Raw genomic sequence first — 25,763 nt, forward strand, 5'->3', positions numbered from 1 at the left:
CGCCCACGTCCCGCCCGGGTCCGCGCCGGCGTCGGCCACGGCCACCCGTCCGAGGTAGTTGAAGCCGAACTGCGGGCGGGGCAGCCCGCGGCCGCCCTCCCCGGAGGACGGCGCCGCGCCGCCGTGGCGGAGCAGGTCGTGGCCCAGCCCGGCGTCCGGCACGGTGCGCAGCCGCTCCCTGGTCTCCTTCAGCAGCCGCGCGGCCCCGGCGCCGGGCCTGAGCCGCACCGGATGGACGGAGGTGAACCAGCCGACGGTGCGGGACAGGTCGATCCCCGGCAGGAGCGCGTCCTGCCGGCCGTGGCCCTCGGTCTCCACCACGAACACGGGCCGGCCGCCCAGGACCCGGGAGGCGGCCAGCGCGTACCCGGCCAGCAGCAGCTCCCCGGGCTCCGCGCGGAGCGCCGCCGACGCGGTGCGGACGAGCGCGTCGGTCAGGTCGGGCGGCAGCCTGTGCGCGGTCTCGCGCGCCGAGCCGTGGGTGTCGGCAGCGGGGTCGAGCCGCACCTCCAGGGCGACCACCTCGCCGTCCGGGTCCTCCAGGCCCGCCAGGGTCTGCCGCCAGTGGGGGAGCCGGCCGGTCACGGCGGCCCCGGCGGCGGCCCCGGCGACCCGGGTGGCCCACTCCCGCAGGGAGGTGCCCTCCGGCGGCAGGGGGGTCCCTCCGGCGGGGCCGGCGGGCGTGCTCCAGGCGTGGCGGATGTCGTCCAGCAGGATCCGCCAGGAGACGCCGTCCACGCTCAGGTGGTGGGCCACCAGCACCAGCAGGCCGCCCCGGTCCGGGCCGCGGTCCAGCCAGGCCGCGCGCAGCACGGATCCCGTGCTCGGGTCGAGGCCGTCCCGGGCCTGCCGGGCCTCCTGCTCCACCGCTTCGCGCAGCACCGCCTCCGGCAGCCCCGCGGCGTCGCGGCAGTGCAGCAGGTCCGCGGCCGCGACCGACCCCGGTTCGCCGACCACCAGGCCGTCCGGCGCTCCGTCCCGGTCCGCGGCGGCCCGCAGGCGCAGCGCCCCGTGGTGGTCGATCACCGTCTGCAGCACGCGCCGGACGTCGTCCGGGCCGGCGGCCGCGGGGGCGGTGAGGACCACCGACTGGTGGAACCGGTCGGCGCCCCGGGCGCGGATCGACCCGGTCCTGGCGACGAGCCGGGCGGCGGCCGGGACGTAGGGCAGCGGCCCGCTCGGGGGAAGTCCCGGCGCGGGCCGGGCGCCCGGGTCCCCGGCCGGGTCGGCGGCCCGGGCCACGGCGGCCAGCCCGGCGACCGTGGGGTGCTCGAAGACGTCGCGCACGGTGAAGTGCAGTCCGGCCCGGCGGGCGCGTCCGACGAGCTGGATGCTGACGATGCTGTCGCCGCCGAGCGCGAAGAAGCTGTCCTCGGCGCCGGCCTCGGGCAGCCCCAGCACCTCGGCGAAGAGCGTGCACAGCAGCTCCTCCCGCGGTCCGCGCGCCGCGCGGCGGCCCGCGTGGCGGCCGAAGTCGGGCGCCGGCAGGGCCCGGCGGTCGAGCTTGCCGTTGGGGGTGAGCGGCAGGGCGTCCAGCTCCACGAGCGCGGCGGGCACCATGTGGTCGGGCAGCCGGACGCGCAGCCGCTCCAGGAGGGCGGCCGGGTCGGGGGTCCCGCCGACGACGTAGCCGACCAGGCGGGCGGGGGCGGCGGAGCCGCTCGCCGGGTCGGGCTCCCGGCCGGGTCCGCCGACGAGGGCCACGGCCGCCTCCCGCACGCCGGGGAGGTCCAGCAGCGCGGCCTCCACCTCGCCGGGCTCCACCCGGAAGCCGCGCACCTTCAGCTGGGCGTCGGCCCGGCCCTCGTAGAGCAGTGCGCCGTCCGCGGTCCACCGCATCAGGTCCCCGGTGCGGTACATCCGCTCCCCCGGCTCCCCGAACGGGCAGGCGACGAACCGCTCCGCGGTGGCCGCCGGCCGGCCGCGGTACCCGCGGGCGACCCCAGGCCCGCAGACGTACAGCTCGCCCGTCACACCCGGGGCGACCGGGCGGAGGCGGGCGTCGAGCAGGTGCACCCGGACGCCCGCCACCGGGCGGCCCACCGGCACGGGCCCCGGAGCCGTCTCCGCGCCCGGGGCGATCCTGTACTCCAGGCAGTTGACGGTGGTCTCGGTCGGTCCGTAGCTGTTGAAGACGGCGGTGCCGGGGTGGCGGGTCCGCCAGCGGTCCAGCCGCGCGCCCAGGAGCTGCTCGCCCGCCAGGACGACCGTTCCGGGGGCCGCGGAGCCGCCGAACTCCTCCAGCAGCGCCAGGTGGGAGGGCGTGGCCTTGAGGAAGGCCGGGCACTCCCGCTCCCACCGCGCGATCCCGGTCTCGTCGAGGTCCTCGACGTGGATCCGCCCGCCGGCGGCCAGCGGTCCGTAGAGGGTGGCGACCGTGAGGTCGAAGGCGACCGGGGAGTGGAGCAGGGAGGTGCCCCGCAGCGCCTCCCCGTAGGTGTCGACGGTGCGCTCGACGAACGCGTCCAGCGCGTCGCGCGTGACGACGACGGCCTTGGGGCGGCCCGTCGAACCCGAGGTGTGGATGGTGTAGGCGGCGTTGGCCCCGGCCACCGGCCGGGCGAGACCGGTCCCGTCCGGCGGGGCGGGGGCGTGGCCCGCCAGTTCGGCCTCGGCCTCCTCCTCGCCCAGGACCAGCACGGCGCACCCGGTCCCCCCGGGGAGCGTGCCGCGGTGCGCGCCGTCGGTCACCACCAGCGCCGGGGCGGAGTCCGAGACGGCCCACCGGTTGCGGTCCGACGGGTGCCCGGTGTCGAGCGGGAGGTAGGCGGCGCCGGCCCGCAGCACTCCCAGCAGGGTGGCGACCAGGTCCGCCCCGCGGGGCAGGAGCACGGCGACGAGGTCCTCGGCGCCGACGCCCCGGGCGGCCAGGGCGCGCGCCAGCCGGTTGGCGCGGGCGTCGAGTTCGGCGTACGTCCACACCCGGCCGGGTTCGGTCACCGCGGGCGCGCCGGGGGTGCGGGCCGCCTGGGCGGCGATCCTCCCGGCCACCGGCTCGGGGCGGCGGGTGCGGTCCCGGGCCGCGCCGGTGCCCCACGCCCGTACCGCGCGGTGCTCGGCGGCGCTGAGGACGTCGATGGACCCGACCGGCCGGCCGGGGTCGTCGGCCATCGCGGTCAGCACGCCGAGCAGCCGCTCGGTGAGCCGGTGGGCGGTGGCGGCGCCGAACATGTCGGCGGCGTAGACGAGCGTTCCCTCCAGCGCCCGCTCCGGCCCGTCCCGGTGCGTGAAGTGCCAGGAGAGGTCGAACTTCGTCTCGCCGGAGTCCACCGCCCCGATCCGGCTGTCCAGGCCGGGGAAGCGGGCCCGTCCCCGGCGCTGCTCCGCGCCGTTGAGGACGAGCATGACCTGGAAGAGGGGGTGCCGCGCGATGGAGCGCACGGGGTTGACCGCGTCCACGACCCGGTCGAACGGCACGTCCTGGTGGGCGAGGGCCGCGAGGTCGCCGTCCCGCGTCCGCGCCAGCAGCTCGGCCACGGTCGGGTCGCCCGAGACGTCGGTGCGCAGGACCACGGTGTTGACGAAGCAGCCGACGACCTCGTCGAGCGCCTCGTCCGGGCGGCCGGCCACGGGCGTGCCCAGGGGGACGTCCGGGCCGGCGCCCATGCGGCTCAGCAGGACGGCGACCGCGGTCTGCAGCACCATGAACGGGGTGGCGCGCACGCTTCCGGCCAGCTCCGCCAGCCGGGCGTACAGCGCGGGCGGCACCTCGAAGCGTGCCGCTCCGCCCCGGCGGACCGGCTCCTGCGACCGGGGCCGGTCGGCGGGGAGCCGGATCCGGTCCGGCAGCCCTGCCAGGGCCCGGCGCCAGTAGTCGAGCCCCTCGGCCTGCGCCGCGGCGTGCTCCCCGCCCCGGTGCTCCCACAGCGCGAAGTCGGCGTACGTCACCTCCGGCGCGGGGAAGTCGGGGGCCCGGCCCGCGAGCCGGGCCGTGTAGGCCGCGGCCAGGTCCCCGATCAGGGGCCCCGTCGACGCGCCGTCGGCGGCGATGTGGTGGACCAGCAGCAGCAGGACGTGCTCCCGCTCGGCGGTGCGGTAGAGCCGGGCGCGCACCGGCAGGTCCCGGGTGAGGTCGAAGACGTGGCCTGCGGCCGCGCGCAGCTCCCCGGCGAGCTCCTCGGGGGCGATGTCGCGCACCGGCAGCGGGATGCGGTGGCCGCCCGGGGGGGCGATGTGCTGCTCGGGTGCGGCCGCACCGGTGGCGTCCTCCGCCGCGGGCCGGACGGTGGTCCGCAGGGTCTCGTGCCGGTCCACCACGTCGCTCAGCGCGGCGTGCAGCGCGGGGACGTCCAGCGGTCCGTCGAAGCGCAGGGTGGTCGGGATGTTGTAGGCGGCCGAGGCCCCCTGGAGTTCGTCGATGAACCACAGCCGGCGCTGCGCGGCCGACAGCGGCACCCGCTCCGGTCGCGGCCGGACCGGACGGATGCGGCCGTCCGTCCGCGCCTCCTCGCCGAGCGCCTCCGCGAGGCGTGCGGCGGTCGGGGCCCGGAAGACCTCCCGTACCGTGACCGCCTTCCCCAGCCGGTTCCGGATGCGGCTCGCCAGCCGGGCGGCCAGCAGGGAGTCGCCGCCCAGGGCGAAGAAGTCGTGGTCGGCGCCGACCTCCCCGACGCCCAGCACCTCGGCGAAGAGCGCGCACAGGGCCTCCTCGCGGGCGTTCCGCGGTGCCCGCCCCGCGGGCGGGGGCGTGCCGCCGGGGGCCGGCAGCGCCGCGCGGTCCACCTTGCCGTTGGCCGTGCGCGGGATCTCCGCCAGCTCCACCAGCGCCGAGGGGACCAGGTGGGCGGGCAGCCGGGCGGCGATCAGCCTCCGCCACCGCTCGACGCCCGGGCCCCGCGCGGAGCCGTCCCGGCCCGCGGGGTCGGGCACCAGGTAGCCGACGAGCCTGCGGTCGCCCGGCCGTTCCTCGTGCACGGTCACCAGCGCCTGCGCCACCCCGTCGAGTTCGGCGAGGGCCGCCTCCACCTCGCCCGGCTCCACCCGGAAGCCCCGGATCTTCACCTGGTCGTCCGCCCGGCCGACGAACTCCAGCACGGTGCGGCCCTCCCCGGGCACCCGGCGCACCAGGTCCCCGGTCCGGTACATCCGCTCGCCCGTCCCGGTGTGGGGGTCGGCGACGAAGCGTGCGGCGGTGAGGCCGGGGCGGCGCAGGTAGCCGCGGGCCAGCCCCCTGCCGCGCAGGTAGAGCTCTCCGGTCGCCCCGTCGGGCACGGGTCTGAGCGCGCCGTCCAGGACGTAGGCGTCCACGCCCGCCTCGGTGTTCCCGATGTCCGGCACCCGCTCCCCGCCCGCCGCGCAGCGTCCGGAGGTGGCCTGGACGGTCGCCTCGGTCGGTCCGTAGACGTTGAACATCCGCCGGCCGGGCGCCCAGCGGGCGATCAGCGGGAGCGGGGGCTGCTCGCCGCCGGTGGCCAGGTCGGACAGGTCGGGGAAGTCGCCGGGGGGCACCGTGGCCAGCACGGAGGCCGTGGTGAGGGCCGTCGTGATGCGCCGGCTGCGCAGGAACTCGGCCAGTTCCTCGCCGGCGAGTCCGTGCGGCGGGAGGACGAGGCAGCTTCCCGAGGTCAGCGCCATCGCGAGTTCGGCGACCGCGACGTCGAAGCCGAGGGCCGCGAGCTGCGCCACCCTGGAGCCGGGGCCCAGCCGGTAGCGGTCGATCTGCTCCGCCGCCAGGGCGGCGATGCCGGCGTGGGTGACCACGACCCCCTTGGGCCGCCCGGTCGAGCCGGAGGTGTAGACGACGTACGCGGGCAGGTCCGCCGGGAGGTCCCCGGCCGCCGGTTCCTCCGCCTCCGCGCACCGCACTCCGGCGTCGAGGAGGTCGCCGGCCGGCACCCGCGGGCACCCGGTGTCCGGAAGGTCCGTCCCGGGCTCGCAGACCACCAGGGCGGGGCGGGCGTCGCGCAGCAGGAACCCGATGCGCTCGGCCGGGTACTCCGGGTCGATGGGGAGGTAGGCGCCCCCGGCCCGCTGCACTCCGATGACCAGCGCCGCCAGCTCCACCCCGCGCGGCACCGCGAGGGCGACGACGCTCTCCGGCCCCACGCCCCGGGCGGCCAGCCGCCGGGCCACCCTGCCGGCGTGCGCGTCGAGCCGGGCGTACGTCCAGGTCGTGCGGTCCGAGGCGACCGCCGGGGCGTCGGGGGTGCGGGCGGCCTGCCGGGCGAAGAGCTCGGGCAGGGTGCGGGCGGGGAGGTCCCGCCGCGGGCTCCGCCCGGCGGCCAGCGCCCCGGCCTCCTCCGCCGCGCCGAGCAGGCGCGTCCGGCCGATCGGGGCGTCGGCGTGTTCGCCCGCGCGCGCCAGGAACTCCGCCAGCCGCGCGGCCAGCGACGCCACCGCGTCCGCCGAGTGGAGCAGGGGGTTGGCGGCGACGGTGATCTCCAGCTCCCGGCCGTCCCCGGGGGTGCCGAGCAGGCTGACCGCCAGGTCCTCGACCGGGCCGGCCGACAGCTGGTGCACCGGCGAGAGGCAGTCGCCGAAGTCGAGCACCGGGGCGAAGGCCATGACGTTGACCAGGGTCGGGGCCGGCCGGCCGCCGTGCGGGGGGAGGCCGAGCGCGCGGCCGATGTCCTCGGTGCGGTGGCGCTGGTGCCGCAGCGTGGCGCCGATCTCGGCCGCGGTCCGGTCCAGCAGCGCGGCGAACGGCATCCCCTGCCGCACCCGGATCCGGAGCGGCACGACGTTCGCCAGCATCCCCGGCGTGCGCACCGCGGCGGGCGTGACCCTGGCGGTGACCGGGAAGCCGACGACGACCTCCTCCCCCGGCGCGAGGCGGCTCAGGAAGGCGGCCACCGCGGCCGTGGCGAACACCGGCCAGGTGCTGCCGCTCTTGTCCGCCCTCAGGCCCAGTGCGGCGGTGTCGGCCGCGGACACGCGGACCGTGCGGCGCAGCGCGACGGGCGCGGCGGGCGCGGCGGTGCCGGCGAGGCTGGTGGGGCGGGGGAGGTCCGCGAAGCGCGTCCGCCAGTGGTCGGCGTCCCTGCGGTGGCGGGTGGACCGCCGGTAGGCGCGGTCCTCCTCCACGAGGCGGGCCAGCGGCGCGAAGGTGCAGGGGGGTGGTTCCTGGCCGGTGCGCAGCGCCCGGTACACCGCCGCGAGCCTGTCCAGGTAGAGCGCGGCGCCGAACCCGTCCAGGGCGAGGTGGTGGTAGCGCAGGTGCAGGACGGCGCGGTGGCCGCCGAGGCGGATCAGGGTGTGCCGGCAGGTGTCGCCGGCGGCGAGGTCCCACGGTTCCGCCTGCTGCCGGTCCATCCAGTCCAGGGCCTCGGCGCGGGGCCGGTCGTCTCCGCCCAGGTCCAGCCGGAACAGCCGTGTCTGCGTGTCCGGCGGCCGCGCGAGCACGCGCTGCTCCAGCGCGCCGTCCCCGCCCTCCCCGAAGGCGGTGCGCAGCGCCTCGGTGTCGGCGACCGCGCGGCCGATCGCCTCGCCCAGCACCTCCTCCGCCACGTGGTCGAGTTCGAGGTAGAGGCCGCAGGTGTAGAGCCGGTCATCCGAGCGCAGCCGCTGTGCCGTCCAGATCCCGGACTGGGCCGAGGTGGCGGCCACACGGTCTACCGGGGACTCCAACATGCTTCTCCCGCCCTAGGACTGAAAGGTTGTCGGCACGCCCGATCGCGCAGCGGCGTCCGCACGCACGGGTGCCTCGGCGTGTGCGTGTACGTGTGCGTGGTGTGGGGACAGGGGCCGGACGGCCGTCAGCGCGCGGTGCGCGAGGCCAGCCGGGAGGTGATGCCGTCGATCGTCTGCTCCTGCCAGAGCAGGGTCAGGTCGCACTCGACGTCCAGGTGGTCCTCCACCATGCCGCACAGGGCGGTCCCGGTGACGGAGGTCATGCCGTAGTCGGTGAGGGGGACGTCGGTGGCGAGGGACGCCGGGGGGACGCCGAGGCAGTCGGCGCACTGCTCGCGCAGCCACTGCCGCAGGGCGTCGGGGTTGTGCGGCGGGGAAGGGGGCGGGGAGGAAGGCGGGGACAGGGACATGCGGGTAGGACCTCTGTCTTCGGTGTGCGGGCAACCGGTCGGCCGTCGGGAGGGCGTCCCGGCCGGCCGGCTCCCGCTGGGGGCCGGCCGGTGCTCCGAGGTGCTCGGAGCCCGGGATTCGGGGAGCCGTCCGACGTTGTGAGCGGATCAGGACGATGGGGAGGTCATGTCGTGGACGCGGAGGCGTCGCGCGGGCCGTCCGCCTCGCGGAGCGCCGCCATGAGCCGGTGGGCACCGGGGTCGGCGTGGACCTGGGCGAGTTCCCCGGTGCGGAAGAGCCGGGCGGCCAGGCGGCGCTGCACCTTGCCGCTGCTGGTGCGCGGGGTGCGGCCGCGGCGCACCAGCACCACCCCGGCCGGTGCCAGGCCGAACTCCCGGGCGAGCGTCGCCCGTACCGCCGTCACCAGCGCGGGGCCCCGGTCGCCCCGGACGGACGGGACCACCTCGTGCGTGACCACGACGGCCTCGCCCTCCTCCGTGGGGACGGAGAAGACGGCGCCGATCGCGCCGAGTTCGTCGTGGTGGGCGCGCAGCTCGCGCTCGACGTCGTGCGGGTAGATGTTGCGGCCGTGCACGATGAGGAGTTCCTTGATGCGGCCGGTGACGTACAGCTCGCCCTCGTACAGGGTGCCGAGGTCGCCGGTGCGCAGCCAGGGCCCGGAGCCGTCCGCGGCCGTGACGAACGTCTCGGCGGTCGCCTCCGGTTTCCGCCAGTAGCCGCCGGCCACGCTCGCGCCCCGCACCTGGATCTCGCCCACCGCGTCGCCCGCGACGGGCTCTCCGGTCGCGGGGTCGGCCACGCGGACCTCCAGGGCCGGGGGCCGGCCGCACGAGACGACCTCGCGGGACGGGCGGCCCGCGGCCGCCTCGACGAAGCGGTGGTCCTCCAGCGCCGCGGCGTCCACCCGCCGGGTGCGCAGCTCGCCCGCCGACAGGGACACCAGCAGGGTCGCCTCGGCCAGTCCGTAGCAGGGGGTCATCGCGTCGTGGGGCAGCCCCGCGGGGGCGAACTCCTTGGTGAAGGCGCGGAGCGTCTCGGCCCGGATGGGCTCCGAGCCGTTGGCCGCCCAGCGCCAGCGCGAGAGGTCGAGCCGGTCCACCTGCTCGGGCTCCACCCGCCGTACGCAGTAGTCGTAGGCGAAGTCGGGCGCCGCGGAGAAGACCACGCCGAAGCGGTCGATCAGCGTCGGCCACAGGTGCGGCCTGCGCAGGAAGGCGCTGCCGCTCATCAGCACGGCGGCACCGCCGCTGAACAGCGCCGGGCTCAGCAGCCCGAACAGTCCCATGTCGTGGTACATCGGCAGCCAGCCGCCCAGCCGGGCACCGGTTCCCAGGTCGAACCCGGACAGGAGGCTCCGGACGTTGTCGGCGAGCGCGCCGTGGGTGACGACGACCCCCTTGGGGCTGCCGGTGGAGCCGGAGGTGTACTGCAGCACCGCCACGGTGCCGGCCCGGATCTCCGGCTCCCGCCACTCCCCCGGGTCGGTGCCGTCGGGCAGTTCGTCGACGGAGAACAGGGGCAGGTCGCCCAGGCCGGTCCCGGCCGCCCACCGCCGGACCTCCGCCTCGGTGTCGGAGACGGTGAGGACGGCGCCCGCTCCGGCGTCCCGGGCGATGCCGGCGACACGTGCGGTCTCCAGGGAGGTTCCCGTGGGCAGGGGCGCGGGGACGGCGACCATCCCTCCGTAGAGGCATCCGGCGTAGGCCGCCGCGAACTCCGCGGACTGCGGGAAGAGCAGCAGGACGCGCGAGCCCGCGCCGAGCCGCGCCCCGCGGAGGAGGACGGCGATGCGGCGGGCCCTGTCGTCGAGCCAGGAGTAGCTCCGCAGCGCCTCCTCGCCTTCGCGCTCCGGATCCCGGACGAAGCCGACGGCCTTGCGCTCGGGGTCGGCCCCGGCCGTCGCGCGGATCGCGGCCACCAGGTGGGCGCCGGCCAGCGGGTCTGCTGGAGGTCTGCTCACGTGAGCCACCCTCCCCCCTCGCGGCCTCGGTGGGCACGCGCTCCGCCGGGCCGCGGCCTCGCGCCCGCGGCCGGCGCGCACCGCGCCCCCTCGTTCCCCCGGGCCCCCGGCGCCGCGGGGGCGCCGTCGCGGACCCTGCGGGCCTGCGACGGCTCCGCCGACGGTTTCCGGCACACCGGCCGGACGGCTCTGTGCTGCGGATCTTCCTGGTCGTACACCCTCTGCCGGCCTCCCCCGTAAAGCGGCTTCCACAGGTTGTGCGTACGTTCTGATCCTGATGCGGGAATATCCGGCCCGGTGCATCCGTGCGAAAAATCGGGCCGCTCGACAGTCACCATACAGGCCCGAGCTCGTTTTGATCAGGGGTCACAGCGAAATAAATTGAAGATCCGATCCACCCCGCAAAACTTCACGCCAAATACTCGCAATTCACCAGCGGGTGCACCGTAAATTACCATAACCCGCCTTTTGCCCGTTTCCCGCCCCGGCGGCCGCGCCGGGGACCGGCGCACCCGGGGGCCACATGCAGATCTTCGGCGTCATCGCAAGAGGGTGTCCGACGAGCCGCTCTTGACAGGAGGGCCGCACTTCTCTCGCAGGCGGGCCGGATGCCGGTTTCGGCCGGGTACCGGAGCATTCGGGGCCCGGAGGAGCACGCCCTGCCGACGGGTGGCGAAGGCGGCCTTTTTCCGTTCCGCGCCATCACGCGATCGACGCCGGCGCCGCGGCCGCCGCATTCCGCCGCGCGAGTGGTTCCGAATTACTTCACCGGCATGAAATCTTCGGTTCAATGTAAAACCAGATACGGAAAATCACTCGCCGGATATTCTCGCGCCCGCCGACGGGCGCCGGAGGACCGGCGGCGCGCCGCGGCCGGGCCCGTTCCGGTCCGCCCGGAACGGGCCCGGCCGCCGGAGGCGCGAACGCCTCCCCGTGCGGCGCCACGTGGCTCACGGTGTCATCTCGTACGCCCCGGACAGGGCCTCGACGCGCTCCCACACGCGCGCCGACCGGGCACCGTCGACGACCGGGCGCCGGACCGCGTCCAGGGCCCAGCGCTGCTGAGGCGCCGTCGCGGAGTCCTTGCCGTGCAGTTCCACGGCGTGCGCGGAGAAGTCGCGCACGAGGACGGCGAACAGCTCGTCGAGCACGTCACCGTCCACACCGGCCGGACCCGCCTGCTCCAGGATCAGCTGGCCGTGCACGACCAGCGCGAACAAGTGGCCGACGGCGAGGAGCAGATCGAGGTCGCGGCTCTGCTCCTCGTCGGGGGCCGCGGTGGCGACGAACTCGCACAGGGCGTCCGCCTGCTCCCGGAAGCGGCCGACGTTGGGCAGGTGGGCATGGGCGTCGAAGGCGGGCCGCCAGTCGTGGAAGCGGACCGATCCCAGGCCGCGGGCGGGTCCCTGCCGGAAGAGGAAGGCGTCGTCGGCCGGGTCCAGACGGGTGGGCACGGGCGCGTACTCGACCGGGTCCAGCAGGTGGTTGCGCATGAACTTGAGGATCAGCGCGAGGTTGACGTGGACCGTGCCCTCCAGCTTCGGCAGGCTCCGGATCTCGACGGCTGCCTGGGCGAAGTAGGTGTCCTTCTCGAAGCCCTTGGCGGCGATGACGTCCCACAGCAGGTCGACGACCTTCTCGCCCTCCGTGGTCACCTTCATCTTCGTCATCGGGTTGAAGAGCAGGTAGCGGCGGTCGTCGGGGCCCGCGGAGCGGAGGTAGTCGACGGCGCGGTCGCTGAACAGCTTCATCCCGACCAGGCGGACGTAGGCGTCGGTCAGCTCGCGGCGCACGTGCGGGAAGGCGGTGACGGGGCGGCCGTAGAGGATCCGGTTGCGGGCGTGGGTCACCGCCTCGTACATCGCGTGCTCGCAGATGCCGATCGAGGCGGTGCAGAGGTTGAACTTGCCGATGTTGACGGTGTTGAGCGCGGCGTCGAAGGCGGCGCGCCCGGTGTGCAGGACGTCCTCCGGGCCGACCGGGTAGTCCTCGAGCCGGAACTCGCTGACGTACTTGGAGGAGTCGACGACGTTCTTCACCACGTGGTACGCCGGGTGGCGGCTGTCCGCGGCGAAGAAGACGTAGCCGTCGGGCCCCTCGACGTCGGTGCGGCGGCCGAAGACGGAGACGAGCCCCGCGGCGTTCCCGTTGCCGATGTAGTACTTGGAGCCGCCGGCCCGGAAGCCGCCGTCGCCGTCGGGCTCCAGCAGCATGTCGGTGGAGTAGATGTCGGCGCCGTGGGCCTTCTCCGACAGGCCGAACGCGAACACCTCCCCCCGGGAGAGCAGTTCGGCGGCGCGGGCGCGGGCCGCGGCGTTGCCGCTCTGCCAGACCGGTCCGAGTCCGAGGACGGTGACCTGCCAGACGTACCAGTAGTCGAGCCCGTAGAAGCCGAGGATCTCGCTGAGGGCGGCGATCCGCGCGGTGTCCCAGCGCCTGTCCCGCCGGCCGCTGCTCTCGCGGGCGGGGGTGAGGAAGGTGGCGAACAGCTCCTCCTCCGCGGCGAAGGCGAGGAAGTCCGCCGGCCAGGCGCGGGTGCGGTAGTCCTCGATCAGGCGGCGCTTGCCGCGCTGCTCGAACCAGTCGACGGTGGCGCGCAGCAGCCTGCGGGTCTCGGGGTCGAAGTGCCCGGGGTCGTAGGTGCGGGGGTCGAACAGCAGCGGGTCGGCCATGGGGGCTCGCCTTTCCGGCTCGGGGTCGTCGGGTGTCGGGTGGAGCGCGGGGCGGCGGGTCACCGCCGGGGACCGAGGCGGCGGAGGGTGGCGAGGACGTCGTCGAGCCAGGCGATCATCATCCGCTCGTAGGCGATCCCGCCGCGGAGGACCACGTGCTGCAGTTCCCGCTCGGCGTCGGGACGCCCGGAGCCGGGCGCTTCGGGCTCCGGGGCCCCGGCGGCGCCGCTCCCGCCGAAGTCCCTCCGCTCTCCCGCCAGGTAGTGCGCGAGCTGCTCCTGGTGCATCCGCCGGTGCCGTTCGACCTCGCCGACCAGGGCGGCCGGGTCGCCGAAGGCCGCACCGCGGATCTTCACGGCCAGTTCGTGCCGGACGCTCTCCGGCTGGATCGGTTTCTGGAGCCACTCGGCCAGGGCGGTCAGGCCGGACGCCGAGACCGAGTACTCCTTCTTGTCCGGCCGGCCCTGCTGCGGCACGTCGCGCACGTCGACCCAGCCCTCGGCCTCCATGCGCTTGAGGACGCGGTAGATCTGCTGGTGGGTGGCGGTCCAGAAGTACCCGATGGACCGGTCGAACCGGCGGGCCAGCTCATAGCCGGAGCCCGGCTTCTCCAGCAGGGAGACGAGGATCGCGTGGTCGAGCGCCATGGCGCGATCTTGCTATGCAACTCGTTGCATATACAAGCGGGGTCGACCGGGTGAGACGCAGTTCACGCGCCCCGCCGCCCCGGTGGGAGCGGGGCCGCACGGAAGGCGGTCCGGCGCACCGTGGAGCGCGGGGCCGGCCTCATCGAGGTGGCGGCCGCCGGGGGGAGGCGCACCGCGCCGGGCTCCCGGCCCGCACCGCCCTGCCGCCCGCGCCCGGTTTCCGTCCCGCCGCCCCGGTCGGTGCCGGTCGGGGCCGGTCGGGGCGGCGCCGTCAGGACGGTGGCACGGGCCGGAGGGCGAGGACGGCGATGTCGTCGGCGTTGTCGGCCCCCAGCGTGATGAGGAGCTCGTCGCAGAACGTGTCGAGGGGCTCGCGCGCCAGGGCGGCGGTGTGCCGGCGGAGCCGCTCCATGGCGCGGTCGAGGGGCTCGCCGCGGCGTTCGATGAGGCCGTCGGTGTACAGCAGCACGGTCGAGTGGGCGGGGAGCGGGGTCCCGGCCCTGGGGCGGGGCGTGCCGGGGTCCATGCCGAGCAGCATGCCCGCCCCCTCCTCCAGGAAGCGGGTGTCGCCTTCCGCGGTGGTCAGCAGGGGCGGCAGGTGCCCGGCGGAGGAGTGCTCCAGCGTCCAGGGCCCGCCCTCGGGGCCCTTGACGAGACCGTAGACGCAGGTGGCGGTGGCCTCCCGGTACAGGCTGTGGTTCGCCATGTCCAGGCGGTGCAGGACCGCGTCGGGGGGCTCCTGGCGGTCGACGGCGATGCCGCGCAGCATGCTGCGCAGCTGGCTCATGGTGATGGCCGCGTCGAGGTTGTGCCCGGCCACGTCGCCGATGACCAGCGCGATGGCCCCGCCGGGGAGGACGAAGCTGTCGTACCAGTCGCCGCCGACCTGCGCGGTGGTGGAGGAGGCCGCGTACCGGGCGGCCAGGCGCAGGTGCCCGACGTCCGGCAGCACGGGCAGCAGGGAGCGCTGGAGGCGTTCGGCGATGTTCCGGGTCTCCTGGTGCAGGCGGGCGTTGTCCACGCCCAGGGCGAGGCTGCGGACCAGGCCGCCGATCAGGGGCAGGTCCTCTTCGGTGAACGGCTGCCTCCCGCCGGCGCGGGCCACGGTCAGGGCTCCGAAGACCGTGCGGCGGGCCCGCAGCGGGGCGACGACGGCGCTGTCCGCCCCCAGCCGCTCGAACAACTCCAGGTAGTGGGCGTCCAGGGGGCTCTCGGCCCGGCCCGGCGGGGGGATCTCGGTGAGCAGCAGCGGGCCCGCGCCCCGCAGCGCACGGGCCAGGGGCCCCCGCGCGGTCCCGGACACCGGCGGGAGGCCGCCCTCGTACGCCTCCGGGCGCAGCCTCCCGGGATCGCGGTGGACGACGCAGACCCGGTCCACCCGGGCGTGTTCGCCGATCAGGTCCACCGCACACCAGTCGGCCAGCCGCTGCGTCAGGATCCGGCCCGCGCCGCGCACCCCCTCGTCCAGGTTCGGGGTGTTGCTCAGCGCGCCTCCGGTGTCGGCCAGCAGGGAGAGCCACTCCAGCGCCGACATGTCCGCTTCGGTGCCGCTCGTCCCCCCGCCGCGTTCCGCGGCGGCCGGCGGACGCGGCCCGTTCGGCTCCCGCGGTTCCGCGGACCGGCTCCCGCCCGGAGTGCGGGGCGGCTGACCGGACGCGGCCGCCCGGGGGGTGAGCTGGGCGACGAACACGGTGCGGCCGTCGGCCGTCTCCTGGGTCTGGATGAGCAGGCGGACGGGGACCAGCCTGCCGTCGCGGTGCAGCGCCGGAAGCGGTACCGAGCGGCCCACGATGCGGGGCCGGCCCGTGAGCAGCAGGGAGGTGAACGCCGCGATGTGGCGCTTGCGCAGGTGCTCGGGGATGAGGGTGGTGAGCCGCCGTCCGACGAGATCGTCCGGGTGCCAGCCGAGCATGTCCGCCGCCGGTCCGTTCACCGCGACGATCCGGTTCTCCTCGTCGGCGGCGATGGTCGGGACCCTGCCGGCCCGCACCTGGTCGGCGTCCCACGGCACCGGCTCCGGGGGGCCGGTGTCCGGCTCGCGGGGCACCACCGTCCACGCGGTGGGGGGGCTGCCGGCGAGCTGGCCGGTGATCTGGTCGAACAGCCACTGGTGGAAGGCCCGGTTGCGCGGAAAGGCCGGCAGGGTGAGGAGGCGTTCGTCCCGGGCCGCCTCCTCGGCCAGGTCGAGCACCCGGCGCAGGGTGAGCACGGCCGGCGCGGCGTCCGTCGGCACCGGCAGCGACAGGGAGCGGATGTCCGCGTCGGGGGGGTGCTCCTCCAGCGCGGCCGCCACGCAGGCGCTGAGCACGTTGTCCGCGTCGTGGGCGGTGGCGAGCTCCTCCGGCCGCACGCCGAGCCCGTGGCCGGCGGCCGCGGCGAGGGCGAGTTCGCGCAGCAGCGTGTGCCGGTGCTGCCGGGAGGCCGAGTGGAGCGCGCCCGGCACGTCGACCAGTGTCACGGTTCCGTCGGGGCCGGGGGGCGGTGCGACGGCCCCCCACTCCGACGGCGGCGGCTGCGGTCCGTCGGGCCACAGCTCGAACCACACCGTCTTGCGCCCTTCGCCGGTGGCGGCCCCGTGGCGGGACGCCAGGCGCTCGACCAGGGCCAGGCCCCGTCCCGCACCGGCGTACGGGGAGCACGGGCGCGGCACCAGCCCGCGGCTCGGCCGGTGGTCGTCGACCCGCACGCGGACCCTGCCACCGCGGACCCGGACCGACACCTCCACCTCGGTGCGCGCGTGCAGCACCGCGTTGGTCACCAGCTCGCTGACCAGAAGCCGGGCGGTGTCCACCACCTCGGGCGCGGCACCGTCCAGGGAGGCGCGCACGAATCGCCGGGCCGACGCCACGCTCTCCGGCCTCGGGGGGAACCGTCGCGACACTGCTCCCGGCGGATCGAGGTCGCCCATGTCACCAGTGTCCCCCACCCGGCTCGTCCCGCAACCACGCTCCCGGCGTACGCCCTGGTCAGCCCGGTGCCGGCACCCGCCGGCCGGGTGAGGGACCGGCACGGTTCCCCAAACGCCGTCTTGCCCCGGGACGCCGCGGCCGTGATCCTGTGCCTGTCATGCACGCGGCAGAGTGAAGGAGCAGGCCATGGCGCAGCACGGAGGCGTGGGCCGTCGAGGAGTCCTGGCGGCCGTCGCCACGACCGCAGCCGCCGGGGCGGTCGCACCCGGGGCCGCCGCCGCCGCGGCGGCCCCTCCCGAGAGGGCCGCCTCCGGCAGGAGGCCCGCCACCGCCCAACCACCGGGCCGCGACCTGCGCCGACTGCTGAAGGAGATCGACCGGGACCGCATCGAGGAGACCGTGCGCACCCTCGCCTCCTTCGGCACCCGGCACACCCTCTCCTCCCAGGACGACCCCGAGCGCGGGATCGGCGCCGCCCGTGACTGGATCCACGCCCGGATGCGGGAGTACGCCGCCGCGTCCGGCGGCCGGATGACGGTCGAACTGCAGTCGTACGTCCAGCAGCCCGCCCCCCGGATCCCCTCCCCGACCCGCATCACCAACATCGTGGCCACCCTGCGCGGTTCGGTCGCCCCCGAGCGGGTGTACGTCGTCTCCGGCCACTACGACTCCAGGGCGACCGACGTCATGGACGCCACCGGTGACGCGCCGGGGGCCGACGACGACGCCTCGGGTGTCGCCGTCGTCATGGAACTGGCACGGGTGATGGCCGGCCGCCGGCCGGCGGCGACCGTCGTCTTCGCGGCCGTGGCCGGGGAGGAACAGGGCCTGTACGGGGCCCGCCACATGGCCGGCCGGTTCAGGGCGGCCGGCACCGATGTGCAGGCCATGTTCACCAACGACATCGTCGGCAGTCCCACCGCCGACGACGGCAGCCGCGACCCGTACACCGTCCGGCTCTTCGCCGAGGGGGTGCCCACCTCCGAGACCGAGGAGCAGGCGGCCGTCCGGCGGTCCGTCGGCGGCGAGAACGACTCCCCTTCCCGCCAGCTCGCCCGCTTCGTCCGCGACGTGGCGGACAACGGGGCGACCGGCATGGACGTGCGGGTCGTCCACCGCCGCGACCGCTACTTGCGCGGCGGCGACCACATCGCCTTCCTCGAACAGGGCTACCCGGCCGCCCGCTTCACCGAGCCCGCCGAGGACTTCGCCCACCAGCACCAGGACGTGCGCGTGGAGGACGGCAGGCAGTACGGCGACCTCCCCGAGTTCTGCGACTTCGACTACATCACCCGCGTGGCCAGGGTCAACGCCGCGGCCCTGTGGACCCTCGCCCAGGCCCCCGGCACCCCCGCGGGCGCGACCGTCCTCACCGACGAACTGACCAACTCCACGGAGCTGGTGTGGAAGCGCGGCAGCGAGCCGGATCTGGCGGGCTACGAGGTGGTGTGGCGCGAGACCACCGAACCGGAGTGGACCCATGTCATCGCGGTCGGCGACACCACGCGCCACACCGTGGACCTGTCCAAGGACAACGTCTTCTTCGGCGTGCGCGCGGTGAACCGGGCGGGCAACCGCAGCCCCGTCGCGTTCCCCCTCCCGTCCCGCTGACGGCCCCGGGCCCGGGGGCCCGGGGCCGGCGGGCACGCCCGCCGGGCCCTCCGGGGCGGCCGCGGCCCCGGACCGGTGTGTGCACCGCCACCCCGGCCCGCCGCGGCCCCGGACGCCTCACCGCGGTGGTCCGGCCGTCAGCGGACCGCGCCGCTGAGCCGGTGCGGAGGCCCGGCGGATCCGGGAGCCGCGCGGATGGTCCTCCGCCTCCGGGCGCAGGCACTCGATCAGGTAGTCGCCGGTGTCGGGGTCGAGGGTCACCCCGTGGGTCTCGCTGCGGAATCCGGGGAACCGCCGGTCGAAGGACTCCAGCGCGGTGAGGTAGCGCAGCAGCGGGCCGTCCGGGGCGCCGACGCTCTCGCCGGGCATCAGCACCGGGATGCCGGGCGGGGTGACGGTGACCATGGCGGCGGCCACGCGGTCGGACGCCTCGGCCAGCCGCACGCGCTCCGTGCCCCCGCGGATCAGGCGCTGGTAGCACAGCTGCGGCGGGGCCACGGGGTCCGGCAGCTCGCGGAAGGCGGTGTCCAGCAGCTCCACCAGGCGAACGGAGCGCAGGTGCTCGTGCATCTCCTGGCACAGCTCGGGCAGGGTCCGGCCGGAGTAGCGCCTCGGGTGCTCGGCGACCAGGGCGGGCAGGACGCGGTCGAGCGGGGCGTCGCCGTCGTAGAGGGCCTTGAAGTCCATCAGGGCGTCCAGCAGCGTGCCCCACTTGCCCTTGGTGATGCCCATGGAGAACAGCACCAGCGTGGTGTAGCTGTCGGTCTTCTCCACGACGATGCTCCGGGTGCCCAGGTAGGCGGTGAGCACCCGGGCGGGGATGCCCCGGTCCGCCACGACGCCGGTGGCGCTGATCCCCGGGCAGGTCAGAGTGACCTTGACCGGGTCGAGCATGCAGTAGCCCTCGTCCAGCCCGGGGAAGCCGTGCCAGTCGGCTCCGGGTTCGAGGTGCCAGCAGGACGGCTCGGTGCGCAGCAGGTCGGCCGGGGCCTCGTCGAAGGGCAGTCGCGCCCCGCTCGCCGGATCGGTCACCGCCTCGGGCTGCCACACCCCGAAGAACCAGGAGGGCCGGTCCCCGGCGGCCTCGATGCGCCGTCGGATGCGCACCATCTCCTGGCGGAACCGGATCGCCTCGGTCACGGCCTCGTCGACCAGCCAGTGGCCCTGCGGCCCGTCCATCATGGCGGTGGCCACGTCCAGCGAGGCGATCATCGGGTACAGCGGTGACGTGGTGCCGTGCATCATCAGCGCCTCGTTGAACCGGTCGTGCTCCACCGGGGCCCGGGGCGCGGGCCGGACGTGCACCATGGCGCTCTGCGACAGCGCGGCCAGCAGCTTGTGGGTGGACTGGGTCGCGAAGACCGTGGGCCGCTCGGGGCCGGGGAAGGTGTCCGGGCCCACCGACATGCCGTAGCGGCCGGCGTAGAGGGGGTGGAAGCGGGCGTAGGCGAACCACGCCTCGTCGAAGTGGAGCCGGGGCGTGCTGGCGGCGAACGCCCGTGCCGCCGCCACGGCGTCGTAACACAGGCCGTCGTAGGTGGAGTTGGTGAAGACGGCGTACTGGCCCTCCGCGGAGAGGGCGTCCCGGGTCAGCGGGTTGGCGGCGATCCGGGCCGCCACCGAGTCCGCCCCGATCTCGGCCGGCGGCAGCGGTCCGGCGAGGCCGTAGCCGTTGCGCGTGGGGATCAGGTACACCGGCCGGGCCCCGGAGACGACCAGGCCGTGCAGGACCGACTTGTGGCAGTTCCGGTCCACCAGGGCGATCTCGTCGCGGGTGACGCTGAAGTGGCCGACCAGACGGTTGCAGGTGGAGTCGCCGTGCAGGACGAAGTAGGTGAGGTCGGAGCCGAAGACCCGGGCCGCGTTGCGCTCCGCGTCGCCGATGGGGCCGGTGTGCTCGAACAGCGACCCGAGTTCCTCCACCGAGATCGACAGGTCGCTGCGCAGCAGCCGTTCCCCGAAGTAGTCGTGGAACGCCCGGCCCACGGGCGACTTCAGGAAGGCGACGCCGCCGGAGTGCGCGGGGGTGTGCCAGGAGTACTCGTGTGCGTCGTGGAAGCGGCGCAGCGCCCGGAAGAACGGCGGCAGGATGGCTTCCCGGTAGGCGCGGGCGGCGGTGGCGATCCGGCCGGCGATGAACGCCGGGGTGTCCTCCAGCGGCCACACGTAGCCCACCACCGTCTCCGACACCCACAGCGGCAGGTCCTGCATGCCCTCGTCCGCCATGACCAGGAACACCGGCAGGTGGTGGAAGCGGCGGCCGATCCGGCGCAGGACCGCGCCGCCGCCGGTCCCGGCGCCCGCGTCGCGGCCGGGCGGAAGGTCCCAGGCCACCACGGCCGCGGCCAGCCCGGCCTCGGTGCGGAGCACCGCCTCGGCGTCGGCGGCGCCGACCGCCCAGCGCACCCCGAGGCCCGCCGCCTCGATCGCCTCGCCGACCTTCCCCAACTGCCCGGCGCCGGCGCCCTCGCCCCGCAGGTGCTCCGGAACCGCGATCAGAACGCTGCTGTCGGCCATGCCGTCCCCCTCCCCGGCGGTCTCGTGCCGCCCCGGTCAGTGTCCGGGGCTCCGCCTCGGGGGATGGGGGCATCGAAGGGGTAAACCACCCTATCGGGGGACAGCGTCACCCTTGTGTTGACTCACGCCGCCGGTCGGTGGACCGGGCCGGCCGGCCGCTTCCGCACTCCGGGGCCGGGCCTCACCCGGTCACGGGGACGCCCGGGACCGGTGCGGTGCCGCCGGCGCGGATGTTGCCGGTGCAGGTGCCGTCGGCGGGCCGGATGGTGCCGCGGGGGCGGCCGCGGCCGGCGCCGCCCCGCGCCGCGCGCGGCCGGGGCGCGGCGCGGCTCTTGTCAGCCGGCCTTGCGGCGGAAGTTCCGCTTCTGCCCGGCCGGACGGCGCATTCCGTTGATCTTCGAGCGGCCCTCCTCGTGCGCCCGGCGCTCCTGACCGGTCTGCTTCTTGCGTTCCAGTGCTTCCCGGAACTTCCGCTTGACGTCGCTCTCGGTTTCGGCGGCCCCGTTCCCGGAGTTCTCGGTCTCAGGGTTCCCGACATCGGATCCGGTCTGCTTGTCCTGCATGTGAACCTCCCGCGATCGAAACGGCTGCGCCGGCCAGCCTTGCACACGGCGATACCGCCCCGCGAGGGCATTTCCCCGCTTCCGCCCGCGGCGTGAACCCGGCCGCCGGCGCGGACCGGCGGCCGGACAAGCGGTTGCCGGACGGGCGGTCAGCGGGGCGCCGGCCGCCCCCCGGTCACCGCTCCTCCCCCTCGGCGAGGCGGCCGGCGCCGTCGGGCCGGGACGATGCCGCGGGGTGGGAGGAGCCGGCGTCCAGACCGTGGACGGTGGCGATGTCGGTGAGGCCGGAGACGGTCAGGACGGGCGCCAGCAGCGGGGTGGCGACGAGTTCGATGCGGTCGGCATGGCGGAAGAGGACGCTGAGGCCCGCACTGTCGAGGTACTCGACGGCGGTGAGGTCGACGACGAGGGGCCCCTGTATGCCGTCGAGGGCGCCGGCGAGGTCGTCGGTGTTGCTCATGTCGATCTCGCCGACGACCGTGAGCATCGCGGTCCCGTCTGCACGGCGGCCGGAGGTGAGCGTGAGAGGGGTGGTCATCAGGCGATCCTCGTGTGCATCTCGACGGTGGTGCCAGCCGGGCCGGGGTTGATGGTGACCTGCTGCATCATGGCACGCATGAGGGCCACGCCACGTCCTCGGTGGGTGTTGGCCTCGGGCCGGGGGGTTTTCCAGCGGCCGGTGTCGGCGACGGTGAGGCGCAGGTTGTCGACGAAGGCCTCGGCGCGCAGATGGATGATGTCCCCGGGAGCGTGGCGGTGGCCGTGCTCGATGGCGTTGGCGCAGGCCTCGCCCGCGGCGACCAGGATGTTCTGCACGGTGTGGGGCGGGAGGTCGCACCGGTCGAGCCAGCCGCGCAGGGTCCTGCGGACGGGTGCGAGCTGGGACGATTCGGCGGGGAAGGACACCTCCAGCGGGGCGGGGTGGCGGTACAGCAGCAGAGCCACGTCGTCGTCGTAGCCGTCGGTGGGGGCCAGCCGTGCCATGACCTGGGTGGCCAGGTCGTCGACGGCGGTGTTCCGGCCCTCCTGGACGGCTTCGCTGGCCTGGCCGATGCCCGCGCTCAGCGGGCGGCGGCGCCGCTCCACGAGCCCGTCGGTGTACACCATGAGGGTGGCGCGGGCGGGCATGACGCACTCGCCCTCCGGACGGGCCCTGCCGGGGCGGACGGCCAGGGGGATGGAGCGCCCGTCCTCGAGCAGCCGGGTGGTGCCGTCGGCGTGGGTGAGGATGCCCGGCGGGTGTCCGGCACTGGAGTAGGTCAGGCGCCCGGTCTCGGGGTCGAGGACGCCGCAGAAGACGGTGGTGCACATCGCCCCGGGTATGCCGGCGGCGAAGCGGTCCAGCGCCATGAGGGCCCGGGCGGGGCCGGCGTCCTGCAGCAGCAGGGCGCGGCAGGCGCTGCGCAGCTGCCCCATGACGCTGGCCGCCTCCAGACCGCGGCCGACGCAGTCGCCGACCACGATGCCGATGCGCCCGTCGGGCAGGGAGATGATGTCGTACCAGTCGCCGCCGACCTCCAGGGGCCGGGTGGCGGGCTCGTAGCGGGCGGCGAAGCCCTCGGGCAGCTGGGAGGGGCCGAGGATGGCGCGCTGCAGCGCGATGGCGGTCTCGCGCTGCTGGTCGATCTGGTGGACGCGGGCCATCCCCTGGGCGAGGCGCCCGGCCAGCAGCGACAGCAGCAGCTGGTCCTCCTCCGAGAAGGGGCGGTGTTCGCCCAGGTCGAGCCAGAGCGCCATCGGACCGTCGGGGTGCTCCAGGAGGACACCGGCCCCGGTGTGGTCGGAGGTCGGGGTGAGCGAGGGCCGCCCGCGCAGGCCGGTGAGCGCCTCGCGGCGGTCGGCGGGCAGCTGTTGCCAGGCCGATGCCCCGTCGGTGGAGGCCACCGTGGGGTCGTCGTCGTGGCCGAAGACCGCGGCCACGACGCTCCGGGCGCGCCACAGGTCCCTCAACTCGCTCAAGGCGCCGGCCAGGGCCTCGGGCAGGCTCGTGGCCTCGGACAGCCGCAGGCTCATGGCGGCCAGGGCGCTCTCACGCTGGATGGCGTAGTGTTCGGCGGTGACGTCGCGGAAGGTGCCGACGATCACGTGGCGCCCGGTGTCCGGGTCCTGGGTGTAGTTGAAGTTGACGCTGATCCACAGCAGGTGCCCGTCGCGGTGGGTGACGGGCACGGTGTAGTGGCCCTGTCCTTCCCGCAGCAGTCCCTCGAACGCGTCGGCGACCTGCCGGTGGGCGTCGGGGTCGGTGGCGGCGTCCGGCCACCACGGGTGGATCGGCTGGTAGGGCAGGCCCTCGACTCCGTAACCGAGGATGTCGGTGAAGGCGGTGTTGATCTCGATGACGGCGCCCTCCTCGTCGCAGACGAAGAACGCCTCCTGGAGGGAGTCCACCAGCGCGGTGCGCCAGCGGGCGTGGTGGTTGCGCAGCCGCGCCAGCTCCACGTTCGCCCGCACCCGGGCCAGCAGCTCCGCAGCGGCGAACGGCTTGACCAGGTAGTCGTCGGCGCCGGCCTGGAGCCCTTCGATGGACGCCTCCTGGCCGGCCCGGGCGGACAGCATCAGCACGGGCACGGACGCCGTGCGGGAGTCGCTGCGCAACGCCGCCACCAGGGACAGGCCGTCCATGCGGGGCATCATCACGTCGCTGACCACCAGGTCGGGCTCGTTCGCGCGGACGGCCTCCAGGGCCTCCTGCCCGTCGGTGACGGCGCTGACCTGGTAGCCGGCACCGCGCAGCAGCCGGGTGAGGTAGTCCCGCATGTCGGCGTTGTCGTCGGCGACCAGCACCCGTGCCGGAGCGGTCGGTCCCGGGGCCTGGGCGGCCTCCGGGGAGGCCGCCGCGATGTCCGCGGTGAGCGCCCCGGTGTCGTCCGAGGGCAGCCAGCGCAGGGCCTCCTGCACGTACGGTTCGGCGGTGGCGGGGGCCGCGCTGGTGCTCGCGGCCTCCACGACGGCGTCGGCGGGCAGGTGGTCGGAGCCGAACGGCAGGCGGATGGTGAAGCAGGTGCCCTCGCCCTCGGTGCTGTCGGCGGTGATCGTCCCGCCGTGCAGGCCGATGAGCTCCTTCACCAGCGCCAGCCCGATGCCGCTGCCCTCGTTCGAGCGCGAGCGGGCGTTCTCGATGCGGTGGAACCGTTCGAACAGCCTGGGCATCTCCGCCGCGGGCACGCCGATGCCGGTGTCGGTGACGGTGACCACCGCGTGGTCGTCCTCGGCCCGCACGGCGACGCCGATCGACCCCTCGAAGGTGAACTTCAGCGCGTTGCTGAGCAGGTTGAGCATCACCTTCTCCCACATGCCGCGGTCGAGGTGGACCGGTTCGTCCAGCGGGGGGCAGTCCACCTCGAAGGAGAGGCCGGCCCGGTCGACGGCGGAGCGGAAGACGCTGGCCAGTTCGGCGGTGACGGAGGCCAGGTCGACCGGCTCGTAGCTCGCCTGCATCCGGCCGGCCTCGATGCGGGAGAAGTCCAGCAGCGTGTTGACCAGTTTGCTCAGCCGCAGTCCGTTGCGGTGGACGGCCTCCAGCTCCTCCCGGACCTCCTCGTCCGCCCCGGAGAGCCGGTTGCGCAGTTCCTCCACCGGTCCCATGATCAGCGTGAGGGGGGTGCGGAACTCGTGGCTGATGTTGGAGAAGAAGGCGGTCTTGGCGCGGTCCAGCTCGGCCAGTTCCTCGGCCCGCCGCTGCTGGGCCTGGTAGCTGCGGGCACTGGCGATCCCCGCCGCGATGTGCCCGGCGGCCAGCTCGACGAATCCGCGGTAGCCGTCGTCCAGCAGCCGGTACCGGTTGAGCGCGGCCACCAGGAACCCGTACGGTGCGCTGCCCTGCTGGAGGAGCGGCACCACCAGGGCCTGCGCGGGCTGCTCCGGCCAGTCCCCGGCCGGCAGGCCGGTGAAGGGAGCCCCGTCGAGCTCCACCAGCGCCGCCTCCCCCCGGGCCAGCGCCGCCGCGGGCCACACCGCGTCCGGGGCGTCGGCCGGCAGCGTCGTCGGAGCGGCCGGGTGGCCGGCCGGGATCCCGGTCGTGTCCGCCAGCCGCGCGCAGCCGTCGTCCTGGAACAGGTAGGTCAGCGTGAAGGGGAGGTCCCGCAGGTTGCGTTCGAGCTGCCGGCCGGCGAAGGCCAGCATCTCCTGCTCGGTGCGGACCACGCTGAGGTCGGAACCCAGGTCCCGCAGCGTCGCCATCCGCCGCTCGCCGATGACCCGGTCGGTGTCCTCGCTGACCACGCACAGCATGCCGACCACTGCGCCGGCGTCGTCCCGCAGGGGGCTGTAGGAGAACGTGTGGTAGGTCTCCTCCGGGTAGCCGGAGCGCTCCAGGAACAGCAGCAGCGCCTCGTCCCAGGTCGCCTTCCCCGTGGTCAGCACGGTGTCGATCCGCGGGCCGATGTCGTCCCAGATCTCCGCCCACACCTCGTTCGCCGGCCGGCCCAGCGCCCACGGGTACTTGCGGCCCAGGGTGTCGCGCCGGTAGGCGTCGTTGCAGAAGAACGTCAGCTCCGGTCCCCACGCCATCCACATCGGGAAGCGGGACGACAGCAGGATGCTCACCGCCGTCTGCAGGCTCTGCGGCCAGCCGGCCGGCGGCCCGAGCGGGGTCGCCGACCAGTCGACCGCGGCGAGGTCCCTGCCGACGTGTTCACGGTCGACGGCGAACACGTCGTCTCCCACCGCTGCCGGCGACTCGCGCTCGTCGTCTCCAGAAAGCGCCACCCGACATCCTCCCGTTCGCTCCGGGCGACTCCCGGAGCCACCGCCCACACCGACCCCGCTCATGGCCGGCTCGCGGTGCGCGCACCGGCACCGCCGTCCGGCCGTCACCAGAAGCAACCGGTACCGGACCGGCTTCCCATCGGAGCTCGGTGACGTGGTCCGTAGGATAAGTCAGCCGCCCCCACCAGTGGGCGCGT

The 25,763-nt window shown here is 75.3% G+C and carries 11 protein-coding genes (1 of these 11 cut by a window edge); 1 reads left to right on the plus strand and 10 read right to left on the minus strand.

Annotated elements, in window-relative coordinates; translation table 11 throughout:
- The 6 genes from ACFSJS_RS21535 to ACFSJS_RS21560 all read right to left on the minus strand — a co-directional run.
- Nucleotides 1–7,545, minus strand: the 5' portion of a protein-coding gene (locus ACFSJS_RS21535) for an amino acid adenylation domain-containing protein (RefSeq protein ID WP_380902902.1). The gene continues 11,298 nt to the left of window position 1, outside the view; only the first 7,545 of its 18,843 coding nucleotides appear in the window; its start codon is at nucleotides 7,543–7,545; its stop codon lies beyond the left edge, outside the window.
- Between the two features lie 149 nt (nucleotides 7,546–7,694).
- Nucleotides 7,695–7,979: an acyl carrier protein gene (locus tag ACFSJS_RS21540; protein WP_380902904.1), complete on the minus strand. Its 285-nt coding sequence runs from the start codon at nucleotides 7,977–7,979 to the stop codon at nucleotides 7,695–7,697.
- Nucleotides 7,980–8,143: 164 nt separating this feature from the next.
- Nucleotides 8,144–9,940 (minus strand): fatty acyl-AMP ligase, encoded by a 1,797-nt coding sequence (locus ACFSJS_RS21545; RefSeq protein WP_380902906.1) that lies wholly within the window; start codon nucleotides 9,938–9,940, stop codon nucleotides 8,144–8,146.
- 950 nt (nucleotides 9,941–10,890) lie between these two features.
- Nucleotides 10,891–12,612: an acyl-CoA dehydrogenase family protein gene (locus tag ACFSJS_RS21550; protein WP_380902908.1), complete on the minus strand. Its 1,722-nt coding sequence runs from the start codon at nucleotides 12,610–12,612 to the stop codon at nucleotides 10,891–10,893.
- Nucleotides 12,613–12,671: 59 nt separating this feature from the next.
- Nucleotides 12,672–13,259, minus strand: coding sequence for a PadR family transcriptional regulator (locus ACFSJS_RS21555; RefSeq protein ID WP_380902910.1), 588 nt, complete (start codon nucleotides 13,257–13,259; stop codon nucleotides 12,672–12,674).
- A 271-nt stretch (nucleotides 13,260–13,530) separates the two neighbouring features.
- The gene (locus ACFSJS_RS21560) at nucleotides 13,531–16,167 is read right to left on the minus strand and encodes a SpoIIE family protein phosphatase (protein WP_380902912.1); all 2,637 of its coding nucleotides are present in this window, start codon (nucleotides 16,165–16,167) and stop codon (nucleotides 13,531–13,533) included.
- Between the two features lie 187 nt (nucleotides 16,168–16,354).
- Between ACFSJS_RS21560 and ACFSJS_RS21565 the strand changes: the two genes are divergently transcribed.
- Complete coding sequence (locus ACFSJS_RS21565; protein ID WP_380902914.1) at nucleotides 16,355–17,779, plus strand: M20/M25/M40 family metallo-hydrolase; 1,425 nt, start codon at nucleotides 16,355–16,357, stop codon at nucleotides 17,777–17,779.
- 117 nt (nucleotides 17,780–17,896) lie between these two features.
- Here the strand turns inward: ACFSJS_RS21565 and ACFSJS_RS21570 are convergent, their stop codons facing one another.
- The 4 genes from ACFSJS_RS21570 to ACFSJS_RS21585 form a co-directional block, all read right to left on the minus strand.
- Complete coding sequence (locus ACFSJS_RS21570) at nucleotides 17,897–20,296, minus strand: Orn/Lys/Arg family decarboxylase (protein WP_380902916.1); 2,400 nt, start codon at nucleotides 20,294–20,296, stop codon at nucleotides 17,897–17,899.
- Between the two features lie 335 nt (nucleotides 20,297–20,631).
- The gene (locus tag ACFSJS_RS21575) at nucleotides 20,632–20,859 is read right to left on the minus strand and encodes a DUF5302 domain-containing protein (protein ID WP_380902918.1); all 228 of its coding nucleotides are present in this window, start codon (nucleotides 20,857–20,859) and stop codon (nucleotides 20,632–20,634) included.
- A gap of 175 nt (nucleotides 20,860–21,034) precedes the next feature.
- Nucleotides 21,035–21,397 (minus strand): STAS domain-containing protein, encoded by a 363-nt coding sequence (locus tag ACFSJS_RS21580; protein ID WP_380902920.1) that lies wholly within the window; start codon nucleotides 21,395–21,397, stop codon nucleotides 21,035–21,037.
- Complete coding sequence (locus ACFSJS_RS21585) at nucleotides 21,397–25,374, minus strand: SpoIIE family protein phosphatase (protein ID WP_380903144.1); 3,978 nt, start codon at nucleotides 25,372–25,374, stop codon at nucleotides 21,397–21,399. Before ACFSJS_RS21585 ends, ACFSJS_RS21580 begins: the two co-directional genes overlap by 1 nt.
- Nucleotides 25,375–25,763: the final 389 nt, after the last annotated feature.

Origin of the sequence: Streptomyces desertarenae, from assembly GCF_042681365.1 — a bacterium.
GTDB classification, from domain to species: Bacteria; Actinomycetota; Actinomycetes; order Streptomycetales; family Streptomycetaceae; genus Streptomyces; species Streptomyces desertarenae.

Coding starts and splice junctions, on each gene's coding strand:
- ACFSJS_RS21540 (WP_380902904.1), bottom strand. CDS start 7,979: ATGTCCCTGTCCCCGCCTTCCTCCCCGCCCCCTTCCCCGCCGCACAAC.
- ACFSJS_RS21550 (WP_380902908.1), bottom strand. CDS start 12,612: ATGGCCGACCCGCTGCTGTTCGACCCCCGCACCTACGACCCCGGGCAC.
- ACFSJS_RS21555 (WP_380902910.1), bottom strand. CDS start 13,259: ATGGCGCTCGACCACGCGATCCTCGTCTCCCTGCTGGAGAAGCCGGGC.
- ACFSJS_RS21560 (WP_380902912.1), bottom strand. CDS start 16,167: ATGGGCGACCTCGATCCGCCGGGAGCAGTGTCGCGACGGTTCCCCCCG.
- ACFSJS_RS21565 (WP_380902914.1), top strand. CDS start 16,355: ATGGCGCAGCACGGAGGCGTGGGCCGTCGAGGAGTCCTGGCGGCCGTC.
- ACFSJS_RS21570 (WP_380902916.1), bottom strand. CDS start 20,296: ATGGCCGACAGCAGCGTTCTGATCGCGGTTCCGGAGCACCTGCGGGGC.
- ACFSJS_RS21575 (WP_380902918.1), bottom strand. CDS start 20,859: ATGCAGGACAAGCAGACCGGATCCGATGTCGGGAACCCTGAGACCGAG.
- ACFSJS_RS21580 (WP_380902920.1), bottom strand. CDS start 21,397: ATGACCACCCCTCTCACGCTCACCTCCGGCCGCCGTGCAGACGGGACC.
- ACFSJS_RS21585 (WP_380903144.1), bottom strand. CDS start 25,374: ATGTGGATGGCGTGGGGACCGGAGCTGACGTTCTTCTGCAACGACGCC.